The sequence below is a fragment of the Pseudarthrobacter sp. NIBRBAC000502771 genome (genome assembly GCF_006517215.1).
Classification (GTDB): Bacteria; Actinomycetota; Actinomycetes; order Actinomycetales; family Micrococcaceae; genus Arthrobacter; species Arthrobacter niigatensis.
This window is the reverse complement of the sequence record NZ_CP041187.1, coordinates 2,838,767-2,863,493: the sequence shown is the minus strand read 5'-3', so window position 1 is coordinate 2,863,493 and position 24,727 is coordinate 2,838,767. Positions and strand designations below refer to the sequence as shown.

Genomic DNA, 24,727 nt, shown 5'->3' with positions numbered 1-24,727 from the left:
TGGTGCTGCCTAGTGCGTGTCCACCGCTTCAACCTCGGACTTGTCCTCGCCCCAGAGGGTGTGGAAGGTCCCTTCGGTGTCGACGCGGCCGTACGTGTGGGCGCCGAACAGGTCGCGCTGGCCCTGGATCAGGGCGGCGGCCACGCGCTTGCGGCGCAGTCCGTCGTAGTACGCCAGCGAGGACGAGAACACCGGTACCGGGATGCCGAGCTGTACGGCGGTGGCAACAACGCGGCGCCAGGCGGGCAGGGCGTCTGCGACGGCCTTGGTGAACGCCGGGGCGAAAAGCAGGTTGGCCGGCTTTTCGTCGGCGGCGTAGGCCTTGGTGATGTCCTTGAGGAGCTCGGCGCGGATGATGCAGCCTGCCCGCCACAGGGACGCGATTTCGTCAAGCTTCAGGTCCCAGCCGTATTCCTTGGCTGCGGAGGTGAGCATGTCCAGTCCCTGGGCATAGGAGACCAGCTTGGAGGCGTAGAGCGCCTGGCGGACGTCCTCGACAAACGTCTCGGGGACCTCCACGGTGGCTTCGTTGCCGGCCAGCAGTTCCTGGCCCAGCTTGCGCTGTGCGGCCTGGGAGGAGAGTGCGCGGGCAAAAACGGACTCGGCGATGCCCGAGACCGGTGAACCCAGCTCCAGGGCAGAGATGACCGTCCAGCGGCCAGTGCCCTTCTGGCCGGCAGCGTCAACGACGACGTCGACGAACGGCTTGCCGGTCTTGGCGTCAACGTGGCCCAGGACCTCGGCGGAGATCTCGATCAGGAACGACGAAAGATCACCCTTGTTCCACTCGGAGAAGATCTTTGCCTGCTCGGCCGGCTCGATGCCTGCACCGGAGCGGAGCAGGTCGAAGGCCTCGCCGATGACCTGCATGTCGGCGTATTCGATGCCGTTGTGGACCATCTTGACGAAGTGGCCCGCACCGTCGGTGCCGATCCAGGCACAGCAGGGCTCGCCGTCGACCTTTGCGGAGATTTTTTCCAGCAGCGGGCCCAGTGCCTTGTAGGACTCCTTGGAACCGCCGGGCATGATGGAGGGGCCGTTCAGGGCACCCTCCTCGCCGCCGGACACTCCGACGCCCACGAAGTGCAGGTCCTTCTTGGCCAGGGCCGCTTCCCGGCGGCGGGTGTCCTCGTAGTGGGAGTTGCCGGCGTCAATGATGATGTCGCCCGGCTCCAGCAGCGGCTCCAGCTGCTCGATTACTGAATCGACCGGCTTGCCGGCCTTGACCATGATGAGCACCCGGCGCGGCTTCTCCAGGGAATCGACCAGTTCCTGCAGGGTTTCGGTCCGGATGAAGTCACCTTCCGAGCCGTGTTTTTCCAGCAGCGCATCCGTCTTCTCCACGGACCTGTTGTGCAGGGCAACGGTGAATCCGTTGCGTGCCAGGTTGCGTGCCAGGTTGGCGCCCATGACGGCGAGGCCGGTGACACCGATGTGTGCAGACATCAATAACTCCAATTCATTGTTCGCCTCGGCTGCCGGCTTCCGCAGGCGGAAGTCACCGGGGCAGATCAGGGGGTCGGAATAAAGCATATATATTCTCGTGGTGGCGCGAAAGTGGCGGCCACGAACTGGGACCGATTATGTCGGCGCCCGTCCGGTACGCTGCCGGCCACATGGTTGCCAACAACTAGGCTTACAGCATGACCAGCAGCCTCCACCACCGTGCCATCGAGAACCTGGGCACCCGGATCGTCACGGGGGAACTCCCCGCAGGCCATGTCATGCTCGCGGAGCAGCTGGAGGATGAACTGAAGGTGTCCCGGTCCGTGATCCGGGAAGCGGTGCGGGTCCTGCAGTCCCTGGGCCTGGTGGAGACCACCAAGCGGGTGGGGATCCGGGTGATGCCGGCCAGCCACTGGAATCCCTTCGATCCGCAGGTCATCCGGTGGCGCCTGGCCAGCGATGCACGCGGCGCCCAGCTGCGCTCACTGGCTGAGCTGCGCGCGGCCGTGGAGCCTGCCGCTGCCGAGTTGGCAGCGCAGAATGCTCCGGCGGCCCTGCGGATGGAACTCGTGGACGTTGCCCGTGCCATGCGCGAAGCCGGCAACAACGGCGAGGTGGCGCGGTTCCTGGAGCTGGACATCCGCTTCCATTCACTGCTGCTCTCAGGCTCCGGTAACGAGATGTTCGCCAACCTCATGGGCCAGGTGGCAGAAACCCTGACAGGCCGTACGGTGCACGGCCTGATGCCCGACCACCCGCACCAGGCTGCCCTGCAATGGCATGAGGATGTGGCGGAGGCGATCGCCCGGGGTGACGCCGCATCAGCACGTGATGCGTCGGACCGGATCATGCGGCGCACGATGTCCCAGATGGCCGATACCTGGACCGAACAGCCACGGGTATTTATCCCCGTCCGGCAGTAAGCACGGCCCGGCAGCCGGGGACCCCCGGAAATATGACGAGGCGTGACTTTTTGTTTCCGGAAGTTCACGGTATATTCATCGCAGGCCCTCCACCGCGGCATCCCCCAATAGTCGCGGTGGAGGGTTTTCCAATGCCCGGGGGACGTAGCCCGGCCTCCTAGGCTGCCCCCGCCACCGGCTCCCTTAATCTCCAACCACCGCCCAGCCCGTCCCGCTGGAGATACATGGTGGTAAGTGCCGACCTGTCATTGTGCCCCAGCCTCACCTGGACCTGCAGGACTTCGACGTCGACGCCGCCGGCGCCTTTTGGCATCCTCCGGGTGGTTTCCCACCAGTTGATCCGCTCGAACCACCTCGTCGGCTCGGCGCCGACTGCCCATTCCCTCCCCCGGCTCAGCACCGCAGTGGGCATCCCTTCGCTGTCCGTATGCACTATGACGTGTTCCATGCCTGCAAGCTACGGCAAGGCACCGACAATCACGCCCGGCAGGAGGGATCAACAAAAAACCCCGCCGCCTCCGCCATCAGGCGGGGCAACGGGGTTTCCTTGGTGGGTCCTACCGGGATCGAACCGATGACATCCACGGTGTAAACGTGGCGCTCTACCAGCTGAGCTAAAGACCCGAATTGCGCTGTTTCCGGCCGTTCCGCCGTAACCAACGAACATAGACTCTACCCGACCGGGCACCGGAAACGCGAATCCGTGGAAGAAAGGGACGGCCTACAGTGGCGGTAGTTCCGCGGCGAGGTAATCCAGCGCCTGGCTGACCCCGGCTTCAAGCTTGATGGTTGCCTTGTCATCGCCGCGGGTGGCGCCCCGGTTGATGATGACCACGGGCTTGGATTCCTTGGCAGCGTGCCTGACGAACCGCAGGCCGCTCATGACTGTCAGCGACGAGCCGGCCACCAGCAAGGCTGCGGCCTCGTCCACCATTGCGTAGGAGCGCTCCACCCGGTCCTTGGGCACGTTTTCCCCAAAGTAGACGAAGTCCGGCTTCAGGGTGCCACCGCAGGCAGGACAGACTGCCACCACAAAGCTTTTGATCAGGGCCTGGTCCTCTACGGTGGCGTCAGCGTCCGGTGCCATTTCCACCAGGCCGCCCGCCGCTGCCCGTTCCAGGAAGCCGGGGTTCAGTTCCTCGAAAACACCAGCCAGCAAGCGCCGGGAGTAAGTGCGCCCGCAGTCCAGGCAGACCACCTGGTCATACCTGCCGTGGAGGTCCACGACGTTGGAACTGCCGGCGTCCTGGTGCAGCCGGTCGACGTTCTGGGTGATGAGGCCGGTGAGGTAGCCGCGCCGTTCCAGCTCAGCGGCGGAGTAGTGCCCTTGGTTCGGGTCCGCGTGCCGCATGTGGGACCAGCCGATGTGGTTCCGGGCCCAGTACCGTTGCCGGTTGGCTGCGTCCCGGACGAACTCCTGGTAGGTCATGGGCGAACGCGGTGGCGAATCCGGGCCGCGGTAATCCGGTATGCCGGAATCGGTGCTCAGTCCGGCACCCGTCAGCAGGGCGAAGGGGGCGCCCGCGAGGAGGTCGCGGATGCGGGCCAGGACATCGAGGTCATTTCCCGACGGCGGGGCAGGGGCCACCGGCGGCATGCTGGCGAACCCGGTAAGGCCTGTCCCCCGCCGCTGCCCGGCCATGGCTTCCTAGTCCCGCTTAAGGTCCGCGAGGGCGGAGCGGTATTCGCTGAAGTCCCGGGCCTGTCCGCGGGGGTTCACCACGCTGTAGCGGATCCTGCCGTCGCCGTCGATGATGAACGTGGCCCTCTTTGCCATGCCGCTGCCGGCGTCGAACACACCGTACGCGCTGGCGACAGCCCCATGCGGCCAGAAATCGGCCAGGAGATCGAAGCTGTAGCCCTCCTGCGCCGCGTAGGCGCGGAGGCTGAACTTGCTGTCCACGGACACGCCCAGGACAACAGTGTCCGAATCCTCGAACATGCCCAGGTTGTCCCGAATTTCGCATAGCTCGCCGGTGCAGATACCGGAGAAGGCAAAGGGGTAGAAGACCACAGCAACGTTCCGGCCGCGGAAGGAGGACAGTTTCACCGGCTCACCGTATTGGTTGGCCAGCTCGAAATCGGGAGCTTCGGCGCCCAGCGAGGGTATGGCTGCGGCGACGGGCTGGACCGCTGCCGTCACTTGTTCTTCCTGCTGACCAGGCGGACAGCGCTCCAGTCCTTTGAGACTCCGGCGGAGGTGGTGACGTGCAGGCCGGCGGTGGGGGCAGCTTCCTGGATTTCCGCAGGCGAAACGTAGCCGTCCCGGCCGGACTTGGGAGTGAGGACCCAGACAACGCCGTTTTCGCTGAGCGTTGTGAGGGAATCCATCAGGCTGTCCACCAGGTCCCCGTCGCCGTCACGCCACCAGAGGATGACGGCGTCCGCCACCTCATGGTCGTCCTCGTCGAGCATTTCGGAACCGGTGAGGTCCTCAATATCGTCACGCAAGTCGAAATCGACGTCGTCGTCGTAACCGAACTCCTGAATCAGATCCCCGTTCTTGAAACCCAATTTTTCCGCCACATTTACCGAAGTGGCGGCGTCGGCCTCGCTCACGTGTTCCTCCAATACCTCATATATGCGGTGCGCATAGTGATTTCCATTACTCCCAAGCCAACACCCTTTGTGCCTGCGCTTCAAGCTGCCGCCCCCTGGACTGCGCATATTCTGCGTCACATCCGGCCGCGGCATCCCCGTCGCAGGGGCTTTTCGTCACACAACCAGTATGACGAACGAAATACAACTGCAGCACCGGGCCGCGGCTACGCATCGTGTTCCGGTCAGGGCTAGAGTGGCTGGTGACAACTATGCCTGCGGGACGACTACCTTGTGACTCCGTGCAGACATAGGAGCGCTAGGAAGCTGCCCGGCACACATGCCCGGGCTGTTGTAACCGATACGTCGCACACGGCGTATGTACGCCGGGCAGTCATCCTGCCTGGCCTGAGTGCGCCGATTCATGCGCGCAAAGAGAGGTTGGACGTGGCTGCAGGAGAAGATACCTCCCATATCCTCAGCGGGTTGACTAACCAGCTGCCTGATCGTGATCCGGAAGAGACTGCCGAGTGGGTTGAGTCCCTGGACGCGTTGATCAGGGAACAGGGTACCGAGCGTGCCCAATACATCATGCGGAGCCTGCTGCAGCGTGCGGGCGCGCAGAGCGTGGGGGTGCCGATGGTGACCACCACCGATTACGTGAACACCATCCCGGTGGACCAGGAAGCGGCGTTCCCGGGCAACGAGGAGTTCGAGCGCCGCTACCGGGCGTACATGCGGTGGAACGCCGCGGTCATGGTGCACCGGGCGCAGCGGCCCGATATCGGGGTCGGCGGGCACATCTCCACCTACGCCGGGGCCGCGACCCTGTACGAGGTCGGGTTCAACCACTTCTTCCGCGGCAAGGACCACCCCGGCGGCGGGGACCAGGTCTTCTTCCAGGGCCACGCTTCCCCCGGCATGTACGCCCGGGCGTTCATGGAAGGCCGCCTCTCCGAGGAGGACCTGGACGGGTTCCGGCAGGAAAAGTCCCGCGAGGGCCACGCCCTCTCCTCCTACCCGCACCCGCGCCTGATGCCGCACTTCTGGGAATTCCCCACCGTGTCCATGGGCATCGGGCCGATGAACGCGATCTACCAGGCACAGAACAACCGCTACCTGCACAACCGGGGCCTGAAGGACACCTCGGACCAGCAGGTCTGGGCGTTCCTGGGCGACGGTGAAATGGACGAGCCCGAGTCCCGGGGCCTGCTCCAGCTCGCAGCGAACGAGAACCTGGACAACCTGAACTTCGTGATCAACTGCAACCTCCAGCGCCTGGACGGCCCGGTCCGCGGCAACGGCAAGATCATGCAGGAACTCGAAGCGTTCTTCCGCGGCGCGGGCTGGAACGTGATCAAGGTCGTCTGGGGCCGGGAATGGGACGACCTGCTCACCCGCGACACCGACGGGTCGCTTGTGAAGATCATGAACGAAACCGTCGACGGGGACTACCAGACCTACAAGGCCGAGTCAGGCGGGTTCGTCCGCGAACACTTCTTCGGCAAAACCCCGCAGACCAAGGACCTCGTCGCGGACCTCACCGACGACCAGATCTGGAACCTCAAACGCGGCGGCCACGACTACCGCAAGGTCTACGCCGCCTACAAAGCCGCCACCGAATTCAAGGGCAAACCCACCGTCATCCTCGCTCACACCGTCAAGGGCTACGGCCTCGGACCGCACTTCGAGGGCCGCAACGCGACCCACCAAATGAAGAAGCTCACCCTCGATGACCTGAAGAAGTTCCGCGACCACCTGCGGATCCCGGTCACCGACGAGCAGCTGGAGAAGGACTCCTACCGGCCGCCGTACTACCACCCCGGTAACGACACCCCAGAAATCAAGTACATGATGGAGCGCCGGGCGGCCCTGGGCGGATCCGTCCCGGAGCGCCGCGACACCCACGCCGAGATCGTGCTGCCGGAGGCCAAGTCCTACGAGGTGGCCAAGCGCGGCTCGGGCAAGCAGATGGCCGCAACCACCATGGCGTTCGTCAGGCTCCTGAAAGACCTGATGCGGGATAAGAACTTCGGCAAGCACATCGCCCCGATCATCCCGGACGAAGCCCGCACGTTTGGCATGGATGCGTTCTTCCCGACTGCGAAGATCTACAACCCCAAGGGGCAGAACTACCTGTCGGTGGACCGGGACCTGGTCCTGGCCTACAAGGAATCCCCCGCCGGGCAGCTGATCCACCCCGGCATCAACGAAGCCGGCGCCGTGGCAGCCTTCACCGCCGCCGGAACCTCCTACGCCACCCACGGCGTCCCCCTGGTCCCGGTCTACGTGTTCTACTCCATGTTCGGCTTCCAACGCACCGGCGACGCCTTCTGGGCCGCCGGCGACCAAATGACCCGCGGCTTCATCATCGGCGCCACCGCAGGACGGACCACCCTCACCGGCGAAGGCCTCCAGCACGCCGACGGCCACTCCCCCCTCCTGGCCTCCACCAACCCCGCCGTCCTCACCTACGACCCCGCCTACGGCTACGAAATCGGACACATCGTCCGCTCCGGCCTGGAACGGATGTACGGGCCGGACTCCACGGACAAAAACGTCATGTACTATCTCACCGTGTACAACGAACCCATCATCCAGCCCGCAGAACCCGAGAACCTCGACGTCGAAGGCGTCATCAAGGGCATCTACCTCCTCGCCCCGGCCAAGATCGACGGTCCCCGCACCCAGATCCTCGCCTCCGGCGTCTCCGTGCCCTGGGCCATCGAAGCCCAGCGCGTCCTCGCCGATGACTGGAACGTCTCCGCCGACGTCTGGTCCGTGACCTCCTGGAACGAACTGCGCCGCGACGGCCTCGCCGCCGAAGAAGAAGCCTTCCTCAACCCCGGCCAACCCGCCCGCGTCCCCTTCGTCACCCAGCAACTCGAAGGCGCCACCGGCCCCATCGTCGCCGTCTCGGACTACATGAAAGCGGTCCCCGACCAGATCCGGCAGTTCGTCCCCAACGAATACGCCACCCTCGGCGCCGACGGCTTCGGCTTCTCAGACACCCGCGCAGCAGCCCGCCGCTACTTCAAGAACGACACCCACTCCATCGTGGTCCGTGCCCTTGAAATGCTGGCACGCCGCGGCGAGGTGGATGTTGACGCCCCGGTCAAGGCAATCGAGAAGTACAAGCTGCTCAACGTCAATGCCGGCACCACCGGCAACGCCGGAGGCGAAGCCTAGCCTTCCGGCTGGACGGATCCAGCAGTGAACCACGACGGCGGCCCTCACCCCACAAGGTGAGGGCCGCCGTCGTTCTGTCCCGGGCGGACCAGCCGTGGGGCGGCGGGCGCTGTGACGCAGGGCAAGGCGCGTTGTAGCCTTCGCACAAATGGAGCTTGCGCGGCGGTGGCCGTATGCTCAGAGAATGCCAGCACCAGCCAGCCAGTCCTCGAAGCGGAAACCCTCGCCGCCGAAGGTCACGCCGGAGAAGTCCGAAACCCTTAAGCAGCTCCGCGCCAACGTGGGTCAACTGTCCACCACCACCATGCGCAAGCTTGAGCAGTCCCTCCCCTGGTACAGCCGGCTCAGCGCGGACGAGCGTTCCGCTCTCGGCATGGTGGCGCAGAACGGTATCGCCGCCTTTGTCACCTGGTACGAACGGCCCAGCTCACCGTCGTGGATCCTGACCGACGTCTTCGGGACGGCACCTACGGAGCTGACCCGTTCCATCAGCCTGCAGAAGGCGTTGCAGCTGATCAGGATCGTGGTGGAGGTGGTGGAGGACCAGGTGCCCGTCATTGCACCCGAGGCCGACCAGCCGTCCCTGCGGGAGGCCGTGCTGCGCTATTCGCGGGAAGTCGCTTTCGCTGCCGCGGACGTCTACGCGCGGGCCGCAGAGTCCCGCGGCTCGTGGGACACCCGGCTGGAAGCTTTGATTGTGGATGCCATCCTGCGCGGCGAGAACACCGATGCCCTGCGCTCCCGCATTGCGGCGCTGGGCTGGAAGGCACAGGAGCGCTTCACGGTGATGGTGGGTAATTCGCCGTCGGAACCAAGCGCCAGCTATGTCAGCGAACTGCGGCGGATGGCGGGCCGTTACGCCGAGGACGCGCTGGTGGGAATCCAGGGCGACCGGCTGATCCTTATCCTTGGCGGGGTGCAGGACCGCGAAACCGCTTACGTGAAGCTGAGCGACATGTTCGCCCCGGGGCCGGTGGTCTACGGACCCGAGGCCAGTTCACTGCTGGAGGCCAGCGGCTCTGCCCAGTCCGCGTTTGCCGGCCTGACGGCGGCGCGGGCGTGGCCGTCAGCGCCGCGTCCGGTGGCCGCGGACGACCTGCTGCCCGAGCGGGTGATTTCCGGGGATGACGCCGCCCGGCGTTCCCTGGTGAAGAACATCTACCGGCCGCTCCTGGCTGCCTCCAACGGCCTGGTCGAAACGCTGGGAACCTACCTGGAGCTGGGCCATTCACTGGAGGCCACCGCCCGGGAACTCTTCGTCCACGCCAACACAGTGCGCTACCGGTTGAAGCGGGTCTGCGACGTCACCGGGTGGGACCCGTTGCTCCCAAGAGAGGCCTTCGTGCTGCAGGCGGCACTGGTGGTGGGCCGTCTTTCAGCGCCGCCGAAGGCCGCCACGGAGCGCCAGCCGTCCCGGAACCAGGCCTGAGGCATTGTAGACTTCCTACAATCTGACCCCGTGAGCTTGGTGCGGAGAAACACCGCTGGATCACACAGTAATTTGGAAAGCTGGTTACGTGCTTGCAATAGTCTGCCCTGGACAGGGCTCACAGACCCCGGGTTTTCTTGCCCCCTGGCTGGAACTTCCCTCGGTGGCAGGCCAGCTGGCCTCCCTGAGTGACATGGCAGGCATCGACCTGATAGCCCATGGCACCACCTCCGACGAGGAAACCATCAAGGACACTGCCGTGGCGCAGCCCCTGATCGTTGCTGCCGGGCTTGTCGCCGCGGCCTCCCTCTTCGATGTGGAGCTCAATTCCCTTCCTGTCATCCTTGCCGGCCACTCGGTAGGCGAGATCACCGCAGCAGCCCTGGCCGGCGTGCTGACCGAAGCGGAAGCCATGACGTTCGTGCGGGAGCGTGCCAACAGCATGGCGGCAGCGGCAGCCGTCACCCCCACCGGCATGAGCGCTGTGGTGGGCGGTGACCCCGCCGAGGTCCTGGCCGCCATCGAGGCATCCGGGGCTTCCCCTGCCAACGTCAACGGCGCCGGCCAGACGGTGGCGGCGGGCACCTTCGACCAGTTGAAGGCCCTCGCCGAGAACCCACCCGCCAAGGCCCGGGTTATTCCGCTCAAGGTGGCCGGAGCATTCCACACCAGCCACATGTCGCCCGCTGTTGATGCGCTCAAGGCGCTGGCGCCGACGTTGAACCCGGTGGCCCCCAAGGTGCCCCTGCTGTCGAATTACGACGGCGGCGAAGTCACCGACGGTGGCGCCGCCGTCGAAAGCCTGATCGCCCAGGTGTCCCGCCCCGTCCGCTGGGACCTGTGCATGGAAACCATGGTGAAGCGGGGCGTCACCGGCGTGATCGAACTGGCGCCCGCCGGTACCCTGGCAGGCCTTGCCAAGCGCGGCATGCCCGGCGTCAAGACCGTTGCTGTCAAAACCCCCGATGACCTGTCCGCCGCACTGGCGCTCTTCGCAGAACTGGAGGGCAACGCATGAGCGTTCCCACGCTGAAACAGGCTCCCATCCAGGAGCACACCCGCATCCTCGGCCTCGGCGCTTACCGGCCGGACGTCATCGTCACCAACGAGGACGTGTGCCAGTGGATCGATTCCTCCGACGAGTGGATCCGCCAGCGCACCGGGATCGTCACCCGCCACCGCGCTCCTGCCGACGTCAGTGTGATCGATATGGCCGAAGGCGCCGCCCGCGAAGCCATGACGAAGGCAGGCATTGAAGCCTCGGAACTCGGCGCTGTCATTGTCTCCACGGTCACCCACCCGTACGCCACTCCCTCAGCCGCGGCCAGCCTGGCTGACCGCATCGGTGCCACGCCCGCGCCCGCCTTCGATATCTCCGCGGCCTGCGCCGGTTACTGCTACGGCATTGCCCAGGCCGATGCCCTGGTCCGGTCCGGCACCGCCAAGTATGTGCTGGTGGTGGGCGCCGAGAAGCTGTCCGACGTCATCGACAACCGGGAGCGCACCATCTCCTTCCTCCTCGGTGACGGCGCCGGCGCCGTCGTCGTGGGTCCTTCCGACACCCCCGGCATCGCTCCGTCCGTGTGGGGCTCGGACGGCAGCAGGTGGGATGCCATCGGCATGACCCGCTCACTGCTGGACGTCCGCGACCTGGGCCTGGCAGCCCGGCAGTCCGACTCCACGGGCGACCTCGCGCTGCTGGAGGAAGCCCAGGAGCTGTACCCCACCCTCCGCCAGGACGGACAGACGGTGTTCCGGTGGGCAGTGTGGGAAATGGCCAAGGTGGCCCAGCAGGCACTCGATGCCGCCGGCATCCAGGCTGAAGACCTGGTTGCCTTTATCCCGCACCAGGCCAACATGCGCATCATCGACGAGATGGTGAAGAAGCTGAAGCTGCCCGAGACCGTTACAGTGGCACGGGACATTGCCGAGGCCGGCAACACGTCGGCTGCCTCCATCCCGCTGGCAACCCACCGGCTCCTTCAGGAGAACCCCGGACTGAGCGGCGGGCTGGCCCTGCAGATCGGTTTCGGAGCCGGACTGGTCTTCGGCGCACAGGTAATTGTCCTTCCCTAGATACGCCCAAGGGTCGCATCCGCGGCCCGGACCGTTTCCGGCAGCCCCTGCCGGCAATACAAGAAAAGGAGCCACCAATGGCTAGCAACGAAGAGATCCTGGCCGGCTTGGCTGAAATCGTCAACGAAGAAACCGGCCTGGCCCCGGAGGCCGTCGAGCTGGACAAGTCCTTCACCGAGGACCTGGACATCGACTCCATCTCCATGATGACCATCGTGGTCAACGCCGAGGAAAAGTTCGGCGTGCGCATCCCGGACGAAGAGGTCAAGAACCTCAAGACCGTCGGCGACGCCGTCAGCTTCATCGCCGGAGCCCAGGCCTAACACCAGGCTTTTCGCCGTCTTACGGCTTGGCAGGGCTGCCGGTCCGGAATGACCGGACCGGCAGCCCGCCGTTTTTATCCGGCGCAGAACCCCGACCGGGACTGGCCGATCATCAATATGTGCGGGACCCTGCGACAGGTGCAGGCGGATTCCCCACCGACGAAAGAGTGATCCCATGACGCGCAAAGTAGTCATTACCGGTCTGGGTGCCACCACGCCCATCGGCGGCGATGTACCCACGATGTGGAACAACGCCCTCAAAGGGGTCTCCGGTGCCCGCACCCTTGAGGACGACTGGGTCGCCAAGTACGAGCTCCCCGTCCACTTCGCCGCACGCTGCAGCACCCCTGCGCTGGACGTTCTCAGCCGTGTCGAAGCAAAGCGGATGGACCCGTCCACCCAGTTCGGCGTCATCGCCGCCCGCGAAGCCTGGGCCGATTCGGGCATCACCGAATTCGACCAGGACCGGCTGGCTGTCGCGTTTGCCACCGGCATCGGTGGCGTCTGGACCCTGCTTGATGCCTGGGACACCCTGAAGGAAAAGGGCCCGCGCCGGGTCCTGCCCATGACAGTGCCCATGCTGATGCCCAACGGTGTTGCCGCGGCCGTCAGCCTGGACCTCGGTGCCCGCGCCGGCGCGCACACACCCGTCTCCGCCTGCGCTTCCGGTACGGAAGCCATGCACCTGGGCCTGGAACTCATCCGCTCCGGCAAGGCGGACGTGGTGATGTGCGGTGGGGCAGAAGCAGCCATCCACCCCATGCCGCTGGCGGCCTTCGCGTCCATGCAGGCGCTCTCCCGCCGGAACGATGATCCCCAGGGCGCTTCCCGCCCCTACGACACCGCACGTGACGGCTTCGTCATGGGTGAAGGGGCCGGCGCCCTGGTCCTGGAGGCCGAAGAGCACGCCCTGGCCCGCGGCGCACGCATCTACGCTGAACTGGCCGGCACGTCCGTGACCGCCGACGCCTACCACATCACCGCCCCGGACCCCGAAGGTCTCGGTGCCACCCGTGCACTCAAGGCTGCCATGTTTGACGGCCGCATCCAGGCTGAAGACGTGGTGCACGTCAATGCGCATGCCACCTCCACCCCCGTTGGCGACAAGCCCGAGTACACGGCCCTGCGCGCTGCGCTGGGCACCCACGTGGACAACGTGGCCGTCTCGGCCACCAAGTCGCAGATGGGCCACCTCCTGGGTGCTTCCGGCGCGGTCGAGGCGGTCCTGACCGTGCTGGCCGTCCACGAGCGCAAGGCACCGGTGACCATCAACCTTGAGAACCAGGATCCTGAGATCCCGCTCGACGTTGTCACCTCCGCCCGTGACCTGCCTGGCGGCAGCATCGTGGCGCTGAGCAACTCGTTTGGTTTCGGCGGACACAACGCCGTGGTGGCCATCCGCAGCGTCTAGCCATGTCCGGGCAATCAGCCCGGAAACCCAAGGGAGGCCCCGCCAACAGGCGGGGCCTCCCTTTTTGTTGCTATGGAAGTGTTGCGGGGGACAGGCCACCGCGGGGACGGACGACGGCGGTCAGCCCACCTGGTGGAGCCAGCGCACCGGGGCGCCCTCGGCAGCGTGGCGGAACGGTTCGAGTTCCTCGTCCCAGGCCTCCCCGAGGGCGAGGGAGAGTTCGTGGTAAACGGCGGCCGGGTCTCCGGCGCCGGACTCGTACGCGTAGCGGATCCGGTCCTCGGACACCATGATGTTTCCGTGGACGTCCGTGACGGCATGGAAGATCCCCAGCTCCGGGGTGTGCGACCAACGGCCCCCGTCCACGCCTTGGCTTGGCTCCTCCGTAACCTCATAGCGAAGATGCGCCCAGCCTCGGAGGCAGGACGCCAGTTTGGCTCCCGTGCCGGGGTTTCCGGTCCAGGACAACTCGGCCCGGAACATGCCGGGGGCGGCAGGCTGCGGGGTCCACTCAAGGTCCGTCCGCTTGTCCACGACGGCGCCAACCGCCCACTCAACGTGGGGGCACAGCGCCGTAGGGGCCGAGTGAACGAACAGCACACCGCGGGTCATTGCAACAGACATTCCATCCTCCATAGCTATAGGTACGTCTTCCCCAACGACCTCTGCCTGGATGGAACTGCCGTGCACTGCTCTGCGGTGGTGGTTCCTTGTGCATATTTAGATGTATCGAATAAAGCCGCGTCCGGACTTGCCGTGCAGCGCGAAGCTCAGGGAGCTTCAAGCCGCACTTGAAAGTTGCCGGACGTGACTCTTATTGTGCCGCACCCCGCAAAATTACGCCAGTGCGAATAGCCACACCGCTCAGGCCCTGGGATGCGCCTGCTGATAACTCTTCCGAAGGCGGTCCACCGAGACATGGGTATAGATCTGGGTGGTGGCCAGGCTGCTGTGGCCCAGGAGCTCCTGCACCGCCCGAAGATCCGCGCCCCCGTCCAGCAGATGCGTGGCGGCGGAGTGGCGCAGCGCGTGGGGCCCGGAAGCGGCAGTGTCCCCGAGCGCCTCGAAGAGGGTGTTGACCAGGACACGGACCTGGCGCTGGTCAACACGTCCACCGCGCGCCCCGAGGAAAAGGGCGGGTCCGCTGCCGTCCTTTACAAGGATCGGGCGCCCCCGGCGGAGCCAGTCGTCAACGGCCACGGCGGCCGGAACCCCGAAAGGGACGGTGCGTTCCCTGTTGCCTTTGCCGACCACCCGGAGCGTCCGGCGGTCCGGGTCAAGGTCGTCGACGTCGAGGCCGGCAAGTTCCCCCACCCGGATACCCGTGGCGTAGAGGAGTTCCACCATGGCCCGGTTCCTCACGGCAAGCGGTCCGCCGTCCGCGGCCTGCGCCTCGAGTCCCTCCAGGATGCGGGTGAGCTGCGAGGCCTGCAGCACGCCCGGGAGGGATCCTTCCCGTTTAGGTGCCTTCAGGCGAAGGGCGGGGTCGACGTCGATGACTTCTTCCCTGAGCGCCCAGGCCGTGAACACCCGGGCCGTGGCGGACCGGCGCGCCAGGGTGGCCCGGGACGCGCCGGCTGAGCTCTGGGTCCCAAGCCAGCGGCGGAAAGTGCCCAGTTCAAGGTCCTTCAGTCCTGCCACGCCTTCCGATGCCGCGTGGGCGAGGAGGCTGTGCAGGTCGCCCAGGTAAGCCCGCTTGGTGTGCTCCGACACTGCGCGCTCCCCCGACAGATAGCCGGCGAACGCGTCCATTGCCTTCCCGAGTTCCACGGGCAGTTGTTCATGTTCCACTCCTCTACTTTCCCAGCTGCGTGTGCTGCCCGGCGTGCTGACACGGTTACCCTTTGCCGCGTTTCCAGCCACCCCGCTCTGCCACGGCCAATCCCAGCAACCCCAGCCTGCCAAGTCCTGCCCGGACGGAATCCTGCGCCAGTCCTGCCACGACCGAAAGCTTTTCCACCGACGTGGTGGAGCGCAGCGGCAGCGCATCCAGCAGGATCAGGTCCTCCAGGGTCAGCCCGTCCTGGACGGCCGCTTCTGAAGCCCGTTGCTCAGGCAGTCCTGTTCCGCTCGGCGAGGCGAGCTCGGCCACTTCCGCCGCATCGGTGACGCAGACTGCCCCTCCGTCCCGGAGAAGCCGGTGGCACCCGGCGGAGTTGGCGCTGTGGACAGACCCGGGGACAGCGCCGACGGCGCGGCCCAGCGTCTCAGCGTGGTGTGCCGTGTTGAGGGCGCCCGACCGCCAGCGCGCCTCCACCACTACTGTCACCTCGGACAGGGCAGCTATCAGCCGGTTCCGCTGCAGGAAGCGGTAGCGGGTCGGGGCGGACCCCGGTGGTACTTCTGCCAGGACTGCGCCCTGGTTGGCGACAGCCCGCAGCAGGTCTTCGTTTCCGGACGGATAGAATCTGTCCACTCCCCCGGCCATGACGGCGATGGTAGGCACGGCTGCGGATCCGCCGGCAAGGGCAGCCCGGTGCGCATGGGCGTCAATTCCGTAGGCGCCGCCGGAAACAATCGTATAGCCGCGCTGCGCCAGGGAGTAGGCGAGGTCTCCGGTGACCGCTGCCCCATAGCTGGTGCTGTCCCGGGACCCCACGAGGGCGATGGACTTCTCCAGTGCAGGCAGCGGCTGTTCCTGCCCGCGCCACCACAGGCAGATGGGTTCTTGGATTCCCAGGTCCGCAAGCTGTGCAGGCCACAGCTCATCGCCGGGAATGATGACGCGTCCGCCCAGCCTGGCCATGGTGGCCAGGTCGCGTTCGGGGGCGAGGTCGGGGATCCGTGGCTGCCAACGCCTTAGAGCTGCTGCCAGTCCGGCCCAGCTGCCGGCCGATCCGCTGTCTGCCAGGAGTGCCGTGATGTCGCGCTCCAGGTCAGGGCCGGCCGCCACCCGGCCTGTGGCGATCCGCAGTGCCTCCGTCGCCCCAGCAAGCTGCACCAGGGCCAGGCCCGCCGCATCCTGCGGTTCCATCAGCCGTGAGAGGGCGGCCCGCGCCAGCCGTTCCGTTTCCATGTCCCGCGTCTTTTTCACGGCCCGTTCCCTTTCCACCCGCAGTTCCATTAGTCCGTTCCGTTCCTGGCCAGCTGTCATGCCGCGGCCGCCGTGGCCTGCCGGAGGCCCAACGCCTGCCCGATGTCGTTGGTATCGGGCGCGTCGCGGCGCCCCAGGTCCGCAAGGGTCCAGGCGAGCCGAAGGACGCGGTCGTACCCGCGGGCAGTCAGGACTCCGCGCTCGAGCGACTGGTCCAGGATCCGCGTTGCTGCGGAAGCGAGGCGCAGGTCCCCGCGCAGGATCCGTCCGGGCACCTGTGAGTTCGTCTCGAGGCCAAAGCGCTGAAGGCGTTCCGCCTGCCGGGACCGGGCCTCCCGGACCCGGCCCGCCACGGACGCGGTGTCCTCTTCGGCACCGGATTGACCGAAATCTGTCAACGAAACCCGCTCCACCTGGAGCTGGATGTCCACCCGGTCCAGCAGGGGCCCGGACATCCTGGCGAGGTAACGTCGGCGCATCACGGGAGTGCAGGTACAGTCCAGCCCTTTGCCCGAGGCCTTGCCGCACGGGCACGGGTTGGCCGCAAGCACGAGCTGGAAGCGGGCCGGGTACGCCGCGGTCCCGGCAGAGCGGTGAATCACCAATTCCCCGCTCTCCAGGGGCTGGCGCAGGGCATCCAGGACCCGCCGTTCGTATTCCGGTGCCTCGTCAAGGAAGAGCACGCCCCGGTGCGCACGGGAAGCCGCGCCCGGCCGGGGCAGCCCCGACCCGCCGCCGATGATGGCTGCAGCGGTTGCAGAGTGGTGCGGGTTCTCGAAGGGCGGCCGCCTCAGGAGCCGCACCGTGGAGGAGGGCAGGCCGCAAAGCGAATGGATGGCGGTGACCTCCATCGACTCATGGTCGCCGAGGTCGGGCAACAGGCCCGGAAGCCGTTCCGCCAGCATCGTCTTTCCGGCCCCCGGCGGCCCGGTGAGCAGCAGATGGTGGGCACCCGCGGCCGCGACCTCCAGGGCCCGCCGGGCGTCGCCCTGGCCGGAGACGTCCGCCATGTCCGGACACGGGCCGGGAAGGGCCCCGCCGTCAGCGGATTCCCCGGAATCGTCAGGCTCGAAGTCCAGGGCAAGTTCCTGCGGATCGGCGCCAAAGTCGAGGGCGAGCCTGGCCAGCGTGCGGTAGCCCCGTACCGTCGCGCCCGGGACAAGGGAGGCCTCGGCCAGGTTGGCGTGGGCCACGACGACCTCGGGGTAGCCGGCCCGCACGGCTGCCATGACCGCCGGCAGGATTCCCCTTACCGGCCGGAGCCTGCCGTCGAGCCCCAGCTCGGCGATGAAGACGGTGTTCCCGGTGGGCTTGATGTCGTTCGCGGCCCGCAGGACGGCCATGGTAACGGCGAGGTCGAACCCGGATCCGCGCTTGGGCAGCGAGGCCGGAATGAGGTTGGCGGTGATCTTCCGGCGGCTGAGCGGAATCCCGGAGTTCTTCGCCGCAGACCGGATCCGCTCCTTGGCCTCGTTCAGCGACGCATCCGGCAATCCCAGGATGACAAATGCCGGGAGGGTCTGGCCGATGTCCGCCTCAACCTCAACCATGTAGCCGTTCAGGCCCACGAGGGCCACTGAGTAGGTCCGTCCCAAGGCCATCACCCAACCCCCTTGAGGTGCTCCACCAGGGGTTCCCCGCCGCCGTCGTCCAGGACCGCGACGACGTCCACGCGCCGCAGGGGCATCCGCAGCTCGCGGTCACGGCACCATGCGGCACCCAGCCGGTGCAGCCGCGCAAGCTTTTCCGGGCCCACCGCCTCGAACGGGTGGCCGTAGTCCAGGGAGCGGCGCGTTTTGACTTCGGCGATGACCAGCACATCACCGTCCAGGGCAACGATGTCGATCTCACCCCCGGGGCACCGCCAGTTCCGCTCCAGCACCAGCATGCCCAGCGCTTCGAGATAACCCACGGCGAGGTCTTCGCCGCGCCGGCCCAACAGGTCTTTGGATTTCATGTCTACCTCCGCAACCAGCCTGGCGGCGGACGCAGGCCGAAAACAGACGGCCCCTGTCCTATGTGGACAGGGGCCGGTGTGGAGGGAAGGTTGGGGCTGCAGCCGGTGCCTAGTTTCCCAGGTCCACATCCTTGGGCAGCGCGAGCTCCTCGTTGCGGGGCAGCTCCTCGACGTTGACGTCCTTGAAGGTCAGGACCCTGACGCTCTTCACGAAGCGGGCGGAACGGTAGACGTCCCAGACCCAGGCGTCCTGGAGGGTCAGGTCGAAGTAGACCTCGCCGTCGGCGCTGCGGGCCTGCAGGTCCACGTGGTTGGCCAGGTAGAAACGCCGCTCGGTCTCGACAACGTAGCTGAACAAACCGACGACGTCGCGGTACTCACGGTAGAGCTGAAGCTCCATGTCGGTTTCATAGTTCTCAAGATCTTCGGCACTCATGCTTCCATCTTGCACCATCTCCGGCGCCCCCGGCGCCGGTGGCCGGTGTCAGTCCCCGTCCGGTACGTCCGCGTTGGAACCCGCTGCGTCCTGGAGTTCGCCGCCCAGGAGGCGCCAGCTCACCCGGTGGTAGGGCGTCGGCCCGGCTGCGCGGAGGACGGACCGGTGGGCTGCCGTGGCGTAGCCCTTGTTGATGTCCCAGCCGTAGTCCGGGTATTCGATGTGCAGGTGGCGCATCATCCGGTCCCGCTCCACCTTCGCGATGACGCTCGCGGCGGCCACGCTGAGGCACTGCATGTCGGCCTTGACCTTGGTATGCACCGGGGCCTCGCAGGCGGCCTCCACGACGGGCTGGTCGAAAAGGGACAGTTGGTCTGCGGGTGAGAGCCAGTTGTGGCTTCCATCCAGCAGCACAGCTTCCGGGACAACGCCCGCAGCGATGATGCTGCCCCAGGCACGGGTTCCGGCAAGCCGCAGGGCGGCGATGATGCCGAGCGAATCGATCTCCCCGGCGGTGGCGTGTCCCACCGCGGAGGCCACGCTCCAGCGCCGCACCAGAGGATCGAGCCGTTCCCGCTCGGCCGGACTCAGCAGCTTGCTGTCGCGCACCCCGGCGAGCGGCTTTTGGCGCTCAAGATCCACGACGGCGATTCCCACGCTCACGGGTCCTGCAAGTGCTCCCCGGCCCACCTCGTCAACGCCGGCCAGGAACCGGATTCCCTGGGCTTTGAAGGTGCGCTCATGCCGCAGCGTTGGCGCCTTGGTTCCGCTGGCGGGAGGCTTGCGGGCCGGACGCGCTGGGGTGGCTGGGGAAGCCTGTACCGCGGAGGACATGGTCAGCGGGCCGCCGGAACGCTCTTGAAGACGTCCGGGTAGTTGTCCAGCGTCTTGATCCTGTTCAGCGGCCATGCAATCACGGCAGCCTTGCCCTCGAGGTCCTTGAGGTCGACGAATCCGCCGTCGGTCTCCATGTGCGCGCGGGAGTCTGCGGAGTGGTTCCGGTTATCACCCATCACCCACACCTTGCCCTCCGGGACGGTGACATCGAAGTTGCGGACCTGCGGGACTTCGGCGGGGTTGATGTACGTCTCGTCGATGGCAGTGCCGTTGATGGTCAGTTTACCGCCGGTGTCGCAGCAGACCACGTGGTCGCCCGGCAGTCCGATGACCCGCTTGACGAGGTGCTGCTCAGAGTTGTCCGGCAGGAGCCCCACGAACGTCAGTCCGTCCTGGACCCAGGTGAAGGGGCCCTGTGCCTTGGCCGGGGCCGGCGGCAACCATCCCTTGGTGTCACGGAAGACGACGACGTCGCCGCGGCTCAGGGCAAAGGGCTCGGGAACCAGGAGGTTGACGAAAATCCTGTCGTCGACGTCCAGGGTGTTCACCATTGATTCGGACGGGATGAAGAAGGCGCGGAAGAGGAAGGTCTTGATAAGGAAAGACAGCACCACCGCGATGACAACCACGGTGGCAATTTCCTTCAGCCAGCCCAGGAAGGGATTCCCGGCGGACTTGCCGGCGGCTTTGGACCCCAACCTACTCCGCCTGCTGGCGGGAGCTTCCGGCCCAGTGCCTTCGCCCGGCTCGGAAGAAGAAGCTGGAACGGCCGGTTCCTCGGAAGCGCCGTCATGGCGCGGTTCAGGGTTCCGCGCTTGGTTCTCGGGCATTTACCGTCCGTTCTCTGTTGTGGGCCCCGGTGCAGGCGGCCGTGCTACTGGGGCAAATCTATCAAGCGGCCAGAGGATCTGGACCGGCCTGCCGATCACCCGGTCAAGTGGAACGAGTCCGCCTCCCGGAGCACCGAGCAGGCTGCGTGAATCGGCGGAAACAGAACGGTGGTCCCCCATCAGCCACAGCCTGCCCTCGGGAACCACCGTATTGAACTTCTGCGTGCTCGGCGCATCCCCGGGGAAGACATAGGGCTCATCCAGTGCTGTCCCGTTGACCGTGACTTTCCCTCCGGCATCACAGCAGACCACGGTGTCACCGGGAAGGCCGATCACGCGTTTGACGTAGGTAGTGTCGCTGCCGGCCAGCCCGACCCATTGCATCGCGGATGCAGTGGCATCTACCAAAGGGCCTTTGCCGCTGTTCAGGGGCGCAAAACTCCCGCGCCCGTCGAAGACGACAACGTCGCCATGCCGGATAGGTTCGGTTTGGAAATCGGTGCGGGAGACAAGGATCCGGTCGCCGCCTTCCAGGAGCGGTTCCATGGACTCCGAGGGAATGAAATAGACATCGAGCCACAAGGACCTGACCAAACCGCTGATGGCGATGGCAAGGATCAGGGCCGGAAAGACGAAACGCCAGCCCATTCTGCGGGGCTGGCGTTTTGTCTGGTGCATGGTCCGTATCCTGGCGCTGGTGCATTGCTCCGGCGCTTGCCGGGTACGGCCGCGCTCCAGCTGGCAGTAAGTCCGGAAGACTTACTTTGCGGTGCTGAAGTCGCGCTTTTCCTTGATCTTGGCAGCCTTGCCGCGCAGCGCACGCATGTAGTACAGCTTGGCGCGGCGGACGTCACCCTTGGTGACAACCTCGATCTTTTCGATGATCGGGGAGTGCACCGGGAAGGTACGCTCCACACCGACACCGAAGGAAACCTTGCGGACCGTGAAGGTTTCGCGAACGCCGTCGCCCTGGCGGCCCAGGACGAAGCCCTGGAAGACCTGGACACGGGTGTTCTTGCCTTCGATGATGTTCACGTGCACCTTGAGGGTGTCGCCCGCGCGGAACTGCGGAACATCGTTGCGCAGCGAGGCTGCGTCGAGGGAATCGAGAATATGCATGATTGCACTCCTGGTGAACGCCACAGGTCATTCACTTTGGGTCACGGCGGGCAAGTCCGGCTGCTGGAAAGCAGGCCGGGGGCTCACCGCCGAAGTAAAGTCCCGGCTGCTTCAAGGGTTGAGGGAGCCGGTTGTCGGGCTGTTGGCCGCGCTACCCCCTGTGGCAGGTGCGGACCCAGCAGACACAAGGGTTAATTTTGCCACAGCGGCAGGGTTACGCCAATTCGGGCGGAGTTAGTCCCGGCGTTCCGCCGCCGCTAGCCCGACTGTGCAGCTGCCGTGCCGGGGCGGCGGACAAGCCTGCCGTCCACGACGTCGTAGCCCAGGTTGTGCAGTTCGGTGCGGTCCGCGCGCGGGAGGCTGCCGGCGTCGAACCCTTCCAGCAGGTCCGGACGGCGCTCCGCCGTCCGGCGGTACTGTTCGTGGCGGCGCCACTGTGCGATCCGGCCGTGGTTGCCGCTGAGGAGCACCGGGGGCACTTCGCGCTCCCGCCAGACGGAGGGCTTGGTGTAGACCGGGTATTCCAGCAGCCCGTCGGAGTGTGATTCCTCCACCAGCGACTCGGGATTTCCCACCACCCCCGGCAGCAGGCGGCCAATGGCCTCCACCATGGCCAGGACCGCCACTTCCCCACCGTTCAGGACGTAGTCGCCGAGGCTAACGGGCCGGACCGTGAAGTGCTCCTGCGCCCATTCGATGACCCGCTCATCGATGCCCTCATACCGCCCGCACGCAAACGCCAGGTGCTGCTCCTCGGCCAACTCGTACGCGAGGGCCTGGGTGAACCGCTCCCCCGCCGGCGAAGGAACAATCAACACGGGCTTGCGGTCCCCATCCGGGTGCCCCTCGGCCACGGCTGAAAGTGCCTGCGCCCAGGGCTCGGGCTTCATGACCATCCCGGCGCCGCCGCCGTATGGGGTGTCATCGACGGAACGGTGCTTGTCCGTGGTGAAGCTGCGCAGGTCATGGACATGCAGGTCCAGGATGCCGTCCTGGCGGGCCTTGCCGATCAGCGAGAGCTCAAGCGGGGCGAGGTATTCGGGGAAGATGCTGACGACGTCGATCCGCATCTAGGCGTTGCCTTCCGCTTCCGGGGCGGCGGCTTCGTCCGAGTTGATGCCGAAGAGGCCGTCCGGCGGGGTGAGGAGAATGAAGCCTTCCTCGATGTTCACCTCAGGGACGATCTGTTCCACGAACGGAATGAGGATCTCGTCGCCACCCGGGGTGGTCACCACCAGCAGGTCCTGGACCGGCATGGTGTTGAGGGCTGTCACCTTGCCCACCACCCGGGACTCGACCCGGGCTTCCAGGCCGACCAGTTCGTGCTCATACCAGCCCTCGTCGTCGTCCTCGTCCAGCTCTTCGGTTTCGATGAAGAGCTTGGCTCCGCGGAGCGTCTCGGCTTGGTTGCGGTCCGCCACTTCCTCAAAACCGAGCAGCAGGATGTCCTTGTTCCAGCGCGCGCTGCTCACAGTCAGCGGGCCGGACGCTGCAGGCTCCACCACAAACTCCGTTCCGGGGACAAACCTGTCTTCCGGGGCGTCCGTAAGCACCTGGACGGTGACCTCCCCGCGAATGCCGTGCGGCTTGCCAATCCGTGCCACCTGAAGCTGCATCTGTTCCTCTGTTCCGGGTTGTGGTGGTGCTGGTGAAGCTTTGTGCTGGGAAAGAACTCCGGCCCCTCCACCTGGTGGTGAAGGGGCCGGAGCAAACTGGATATTGCCGAGCGCTCAGCGGCGGCGGTCGGTGTCGACGACGTCGACCCTTACCGGTTCGCCGCCGGCCAGTGCTGCCACCACGGTACGCAGTGCGCGTGCCGTGCGGCCCTGGCGGCCGATCACCCGACCGAGGTCGTCCTGGTGAACGCGCACCTCGAGGGTGTCCCCGCGGCGGTTGCTCTTTGAACTGACCTTGACGTCGTCCGGGGAATCAACGATCCCGCGGACCAGGTGCTCCAGCGCTTCTGCCAGCAATCTACTCAGCCTCGGTGGTCTCAGCTTCGGCGTCGGCCGGGGCCTCGGCAGCATCAGACTTGGAGGCCTTCTTGGTGATGGCTTCCGGGATGATGACCGAGCCCTTCTCCGGAGCAACGAAAGCTTCCTTCGCGACCTTGGTCTTGAGGGTGCCTTCCTGGCCCGGCAGGCCCTTGAACTTCTGCCAGTCACCAGTGATCTTCAGGATCGCGGCAACCTGCTCGGACGGCTGGGCGCCGACGGACAGCCAGTACTGGGCACGCTCGGAGTTAACCTCGATGAACGAGGGCTCTTCGGTGGGGTGGTACTTGCCGATCTCCTCGATGGCGCGGCCATCACGCTTGGTGCGTGAGTCCGCAACGACGATGCGGTAGTACGGGGCGCGCATCTTGCCGAAGCGCTTAAGGCGAATCTTTACGGCCACTTTTGTGGTCACTCCTGTTTCAGAAAAAGGGGTGAACCCGGCTTTCTGCACCCGTGGGGCGGGCCGTACTTGCGGGCTCGAAGGACAGGATCCGGACGCGGAGAGAGGGGCCACGCAGATCGAGTACCTGTTTATTGTGCCAGATGAACGCCGTTATTTCGACTTGGCGTAGCCGCCGGTGACGCTGCGGGAGGGTTTCCCGGGCGCGGCCGGGAGGGTCAGGCGGACCAGACGTAGAGTCCAGTCCGCTCGGAATCATTGATTCCGGCGGCAAGCGCCGCGAGCTGCTGCACATACGTCCGCGCCTGGGCGGCCCCGAACGGCATGTCCTCCTGGGCGGCCCACTGTTCGGCGACGTCGTCGAGGACGTTGCCCTCGCCTTCGGTTTCGTAAGTGAGAAGGTCCGCCAGGGCGCGGATCATGGCCGGCGGAACGGCGAGGAGGGAGTCGCTGGCGACATCCACCATCGTCAGCTCGTAGTCGGCTCCGCCGGCATGGACGGCCGTCCCGGCAAGATCGCCAAGCTGTTCCAGTTCAAAATCGCTGATTCCCTCAATCCGCACCGCAGCAGTGTCCCCCGCGGAGGCGCTGCGGCCTTCATCAAGGAGGCCGGCATGTTTCAGCGCGGCGTCATGGGTGGCGACAAAGATCTCGGTGAAGCCCATGGCTCGTGTCCTTCTTCCGTTGGCGGAACTGCGCGCCGGACACTTCCTGCCGCCCGGCCGTACGGAATCAGCCTAGTAGCTGCGGGGCCGCCCCCGCACGCCGGACCAGCCTCCCGC

At 66.1% G+C, this 24,727-nt stretch carries 27 protein-coding genes and 1 tRNA gene; 7 read left to right on the top strand and 21 right to left on the bottom strand.

Annotated features, from left to right (window positions below; genetic code table 11):
* Positions 1-9 precede the first annotated feature (9 nt).
* The gene (gene gndA, locus NIBR502771_RS13370; RefSeq protein WP_141160174.1) at positions 10-1,446 is read right to left on the bottom strand and encodes an NADP-dependent phosphogluconate dehydrogenase; all 1,437 of its coding nucleotides are present in this window, start codon (positions 1,444-1,446) and stop codon (positions 10-12) included.
* A 197-nt stretch (positions 1,447-1,643) separates the two neighbouring features.
* Here gndA and NIBR502771_RS13365 point away from each other — a divergent pair, with 197 nt between their 5' ends.
* A complete protein-coding gene (locus NIBR502771_RS13365) occupies positions 1,644-2,369 on the top strand; it encodes a FadR/GntR family transcriptional regulator (RefSeq protein ID WP_141160173.1) in 726 nt (241 codons plus the stop codon).
* 157 nt (positions 2,370-2,526) lie between these two features.
* On the opposite strand, the gene NIBR502771_RS13360 is transcribed toward NIBR502771_RS13365, so the two are convergent.
* The 5 genes from NIBR502771_RS13360 to NIBR502771_RS13340 all read right to left on the bottom strand — a co-directional run bounded on the left by NIBR502771_RS13360 (position 2,527) and on the right by NIBR502771_RS13340 (position 4,928).
* Positions 2,527-2,817 (bottom strand): hypothetical protein, encoded by a 291-nt coding sequence (locus tag NIBR502771_RS13360; RefSeq protein WP_141160172.1) that lies wholly within the window; start codon positions 2,815-2,817, stop codon positions 2,527-2,529.
* 100 nt (positions 2,818-2,917) lie between these two features.
* Positions 2,918-2,993 (bottom strand) — tRNA-Val (locus NIBR502771_RS13355).
* Between the two features lie 97 nt (positions 2,994-3,090).
* Complete coding sequence (locus NIBR502771_RS13350; RefSeq protein WP_141160171.1) at positions 3,091-4,011, bottom strand: NAD-dependent protein deacetylase; 921 nt, start codon at positions 4,009-4,011, stop codon at positions 3,091-3,093.
* A 6-nt stretch (positions 4,012-4,017) separates the two neighbouring features.
* Entirely contained in the window at positions 4,018-4,512 is a 495-nt protein-coding gene (locus tag NIBR502771_RS13345) for a peroxiredoxin (RefSeq protein ID WP_141160170.1), read from the bottom strand.
* Positions 4,509-4,928 carry a DUF3052 domain-containing protein gene (locus tag NIBR502771_RS13340; protein ID WP_141160169.1) on the bottom strand — a complete coding sequence of 140 codons (420 nt, stop codon included), beginning with the start codon at positions 4,926-4,928 and terminating at the stop codon, positions 4,509-4,511. The genes NIBR502771_RS13345 and NIBR502771_RS13340 overlap by 4 nt, the downstream gene beginning before the upstream one ends.
* A gap of 426 nt (positions 4,929-5,354) precedes the next feature.
* Between NIBR502771_RS13340 and aceE the strand changes: the two genes are divergently transcribed.
* From aceE to NIBR502771_RS13310, 6 genes are all read left to right on the top strand, one after another.
* Positions 5,355-8,096 carry a pyruvate dehydrogenase (acetyl-transferring), homodimeric type gene (gene aceE / locus NIBR502771_RS13335; protein WP_141160168.1) on the top strand — a complete coding sequence of 914 codons (2,742 nt, stop codon included), beginning with the start codon at positions 5,355-5,357 and terminating at the stop codon, positions 8,094-8,096.
* Positions 8,097-8,280: 184 nt separating this feature from the next.
* Complete coding sequence (locus tag NIBR502771_RS13330) at positions 8,281-9,525, top strand: CdaR family transcriptional regulator (protein ID WP_141160167.1); 1,245 nt, start codon at positions 8,281-8,283, stop codon at positions 9,523-9,525.
* 88 nt (positions 9,526-9,613) lie between these two features.
* The gene (locus tag NIBR502771_RS13325) at positions 9,614-10,543 is read left to right on the top strand and encodes an ACP S-malonyltransferase (RefSeq protein ID WP_210411220.1); all 930 of its coding nucleotides are present in this window, start codon (positions 9,614-9,616) and stop codon (positions 10,541-10,543) included.
* Positions 10,540-11,601, top strand: coding sequence for a beta-ketoacyl-ACP synthase III (locus NIBR502771_RS13320; protein WP_141160165.1), 1,062 nt, complete (start codon positions 10,540-10,542; stop codon positions 11,599-11,601). Before NIBR502771_RS13325 ends, NIBR502771_RS13320 begins: the two co-directional genes overlap by 4 nt.
* Positions 11,602-11,678: 77 nt before the next feature.
* Complete coding sequence (locus tag NIBR502771_RS13315) at positions 11,679-11,924, top strand: acyl carrier protein (RefSeq protein ID WP_009359314.1); 246 nt, start codon at positions 11,679-11,681, stop codon at positions 11,922-11,924.
* A gap of 175 nt (positions 11,925-12,099) precedes the next feature.
* A complete protein-coding gene (locus NIBR502771_RS13310; RefSeq protein WP_141160164.1) occupies positions 12,100-13,335 on the top strand; it encodes a beta-ketoacyl synthase in 1,236 nt (411 codons plus the stop codon).
* A 120-nt stretch (positions 13,336-13,455) separates the two neighbouring features.
* Here NIBR502771_RS13310 and NIBR502771_RS13305 read toward each other — a convergent pair whose 3' ends face one another.
* The 15 genes from NIBR502771_RS13305 to NIBR502771_RS13235 form a co-directional block, all read right to left on the bottom strand.
* The gene (locus NIBR502771_RS13305) at positions 13,456-13,959 is read right to left on the bottom strand and encodes a DUF3145 domain-containing protein (RefSeq protein WP_141160163.1); all 504 of its coding nucleotides are present in this window, start codon (positions 13,957-13,959) and stop codon (positions 13,456-13,458) included.
* Between the two features lie 240 nt (positions 13,960-14,199).
* Positions 14,200-15,087 carry a tyrosine recombinase XerC gene (locus tag NIBR502771_RS13300; protein WP_141161553.1) on the bottom strand — a complete coding sequence of 296 codons (888 nt, stop codon included), beginning with the start codon at positions 15,085-15,087 and terminating at the stop codon, positions 14,200-14,202.
* Between the two features lie 85 nt (positions 15,088-15,172).
* Positions 15,173-16,351, bottom strand: coding sequence for a DNA-processing protein DprA (gene dprA / locus NIBR502771_RS13295; protein WP_141161552.1), 1,179 nt, complete (start codon positions 16,349-16,351; stop codon positions 15,173-15,175).
* Positions 16,352-16,425: 74 nt separating this feature from the next.
* Positions 16,426-17,970, bottom strand: coding sequence for a YifB family Mg chelatase-like AAA ATPase (locus NIBR502771_RS13290; protein ID WP_141160162.1), 1,545 nt, complete (start codon positions 17,968-17,970; stop codon positions 16,426-16,428).
* A complete protein-coding gene (locus tag NIBR502771_RS13285) occupies positions 17,970-18,326 on the bottom strand; it encodes a YraN family protein (protein WP_141160161.1) in 357 nt (118 codons plus the stop codon). Before NIBR502771_RS13285 ends, NIBR502771_RS13290 begins: the two co-directional genes overlap by 1 nt.
* Positions 18,327-18,435: 109 nt before the next feature.
* Positions 18,436-18,762: a DUF2469 domain-containing protein gene (locus tag NIBR502771_RS13280; protein WP_056335405.1), complete on the bottom strand. Its 327-nt coding sequence runs from the start codon at positions 18,760-18,762 to the stop codon at positions 18,436-18,438.
* 48 nt (positions 18,763-18,810) lie between these two features.
* A complete protein-coding gene (locus tag NIBR502771_RS13275; RefSeq protein ID WP_141160160.1) occupies positions 18,811-19,596 on the bottom strand; it encodes a ribonuclease HII in 786 nt (261 codons plus the stop codon).
* 2 nt (positions 19,597-19,598) lie between these two features.
* Complete coding sequence (gene lepB / locus NIBR502771_RS13270; protein ID WP_141160159.1) at positions 19,599-20,429, bottom strand: signal peptidase I; 831 nt, start codon at positions 20,427-20,429, stop codon at positions 19,599-19,601.
* Entirely contained in the window at positions 20,430-21,107 is a 678-nt protein-coding gene (gene lepB / locus NIBR502771_RS13265; RefSeq protein ID WP_141160158.1) for a signal peptidase I, read from the bottom strand.
* An 81-nt stretch (positions 21,108-21,188) separates the two neighbouring features.
* Complete coding sequence (rplS, locus tag NIBR502771_RS13260; RefSeq protein WP_141160157.1) at positions 21,189-21,548, bottom strand: 50S ribosomal protein L19; 360 nt, start codon at positions 21,546-21,548, stop codon at positions 21,189-21,191.
* Positions 21,549-21,805: 257 nt separating this feature from the next.
* Positions 21,806-22,618 (bottom strand): tRNA (guanosine(37)-N1)-methyltransferase TrmD, encoded by an 813-nt coding sequence (trmD, locus tag NIBR502771_RS13255; RefSeq protein ID WP_141160156.1) that lies wholly within the window; start codon positions 22,616-22,618, stop codon positions 21,806-21,808.
* Entirely contained in the window at positions 22,619-23,164 is a 546-nt protein-coding gene (rimM, locus tag NIBR502771_RS13250; RefSeq protein ID WP_141160155.1) for a ribosome maturation factor RimM, read from the bottom strand. It abuts the gene before it with no gap.
* Between the two features lie 114 nt (positions 23,165-23,278).
* A complete protein-coding gene (locus NIBR502771_RS13245; RefSeq protein WP_013601399.1) occupies positions 23,279-23,521 on the bottom strand; it encodes an RNA-binding protein in 243 nt (80 codons plus the stop codon).
* 1 nt (position 23,522) lies between these two features.
* Complete coding sequence (gene rpsP, locus NIBR502771_RS13240) at positions 23,523-23,945, bottom strand: 30S ribosomal protein S16 (protein ID WP_018768286.1); 423 nt, start codon at positions 23,943-23,945, stop codon at positions 23,523-23,525.
* 218 nt (positions 23,946-24,163) lie between these two features.
* Entirely contained in the window at positions 24,164-24,610 is a 447-nt protein-coding gene (locus NIBR502771_RS13235; protein ID WP_141160154.1) for a hypothetical protein, read from the bottom strand.
* Positions 24,611-24,727 lie beyond the last annotated feature (117 nt).

Coding starts and splice junctions, on each gene's coding strand:
- gndA (WP_141160174.1), bottom strand. CDS start 1,446: ATGTCTGCACACATCGGTGTCACCGGCCTCGCCGTCATGGGCGCCAAC.
- NIBR502771_RS13365 (WP_141160173.1), top strand. CDS start 1,644: ATGACCAGCAGCCTCCACCACCGTGCCATCGAGAACCTGGGCACCCGG.
- NIBR502771_RS13360 (WP_141160172.1), bottom strand. CDS start 2,817: ATGGAACACGTCATAGTGCATACGGACAGCGAAGGGATGCCCACTGCG.
- NIBR502771_RS13350 (WP_141160171.1), bottom strand. CDS start 4,011: ATGGCCGGGCAGCGGCGGGGGACAGGCCTTACCGGGTTCGCCAGCATG.
- NIBR502771_RS13330 (WP_141160167.1), top strand. CDS start 8,281: ATGCCAGCACCAGCCAGCCAGTCCTCGAAGCGGAAACCCTCGCCGCCG.
- NIBR502771_RS13320 (WP_141160165.1), top strand. CDS start 10,540: ATGAGCGTTCCCACGCTGAAACAGGCTCCCATCCAGGAGCACACCCGC.
- NIBR502771_RS13315 (WP_009359314.1), top strand. CDS start 11,679: ATGGCTAGCAACGAAGAGATCCTGGCCGGCTTGGCTGAAATCGTCAAC.
- NIBR502771_RS13310 (WP_141160164.1), top strand. CDS start 12,100: ATGACGCGCAAAGTAGTCATTACCGGTCTGGGTGCCACCACGCCCATC.
- NIBR502771_RS13305 (WP_141160163.1), bottom strand. CDS start 13,959: ATGTCTGTTGCAATGACCCGCGGTGTGCTGTTCGTTCACTCGGCCCCT.
- NIBR502771_RS13300 (WP_141161553.1), bottom strand. CDS start 15,087: ATGGACGCGTTCGCCGGCTATCTGTCGGGGGAGCGCGCAGTGTCGGAG.
- dprA (WP_141161552.1), bottom strand. CDS start 16,351: ATGGAAACGGAACGGCTGGCGCGGGCCGCCCTCTCACGGCTGATGGAA.
- NIBR502771_RS13290 (WP_141160162.1), bottom strand. CDS start 17,970: ATGGCCTTGGGACGGACCTACTCAGTGGCCCTCGTGGGCCTGAACGGC.
- NIBR502771_RS13285 (WP_141160161.1), bottom strand. CDS start 18,326: ATGAAATCCAAAGACCTGTTGGGCCGGCGCGGCGAAGACCTCGCCGTG.
- NIBR502771_RS13280 (WP_056335405.1), bottom strand. CDS start 18,762: ATGAGTGCCGAAGATCTTGAGAACTATGAAACCGACATGGAGCTTCAG.
- NIBR502771_RS13275 (WP_141160160.1), bottom strand. CDS start 19,596: ATGTCCTCCGCGGTACAGGCTTCCCCAGCCACCCCAGCGCGTCCGGCC.
- lepB (WP_141160159.1), bottom strand. CDS start 20,429: ATGCCCGAGAACCAAGCGCGGAACCCTGAACCGCGCCATGACGGCGCT.
- lepB (WP_141160158.1), bottom strand. CDS start 21,107: ATGCACCAGACAAAACGCCAGCCCCGCAGAATGGGCTGGCGTTTCGTC.
- rplS (WP_141160157.1), bottom strand. CDS start 21,548: ATGCATATTCTCGATTCCCTCGACGCAGCCTCGCTGCGCAACGATGTT.
- trmD (WP_141160156.1), bottom strand. CDS start 22,618: ATGCGGATCGACGTCGTCAGCATCTTCCCCGAATACCTCGCCCCGCTT.
- rimM (WP_141160155.1), bottom strand. CDS start 23,164: ATGCAGCTTCAGGTGGCACGGATTGGCAAGCCGCACGGCATTCGCGGG.
- NIBR502771_RS13235 (WP_141160154.1), bottom strand. CDS start 24,610: ATGGGCTTCACCGAGATCTTTGTCGCCACCCATGACGCCGCGCTGAAA.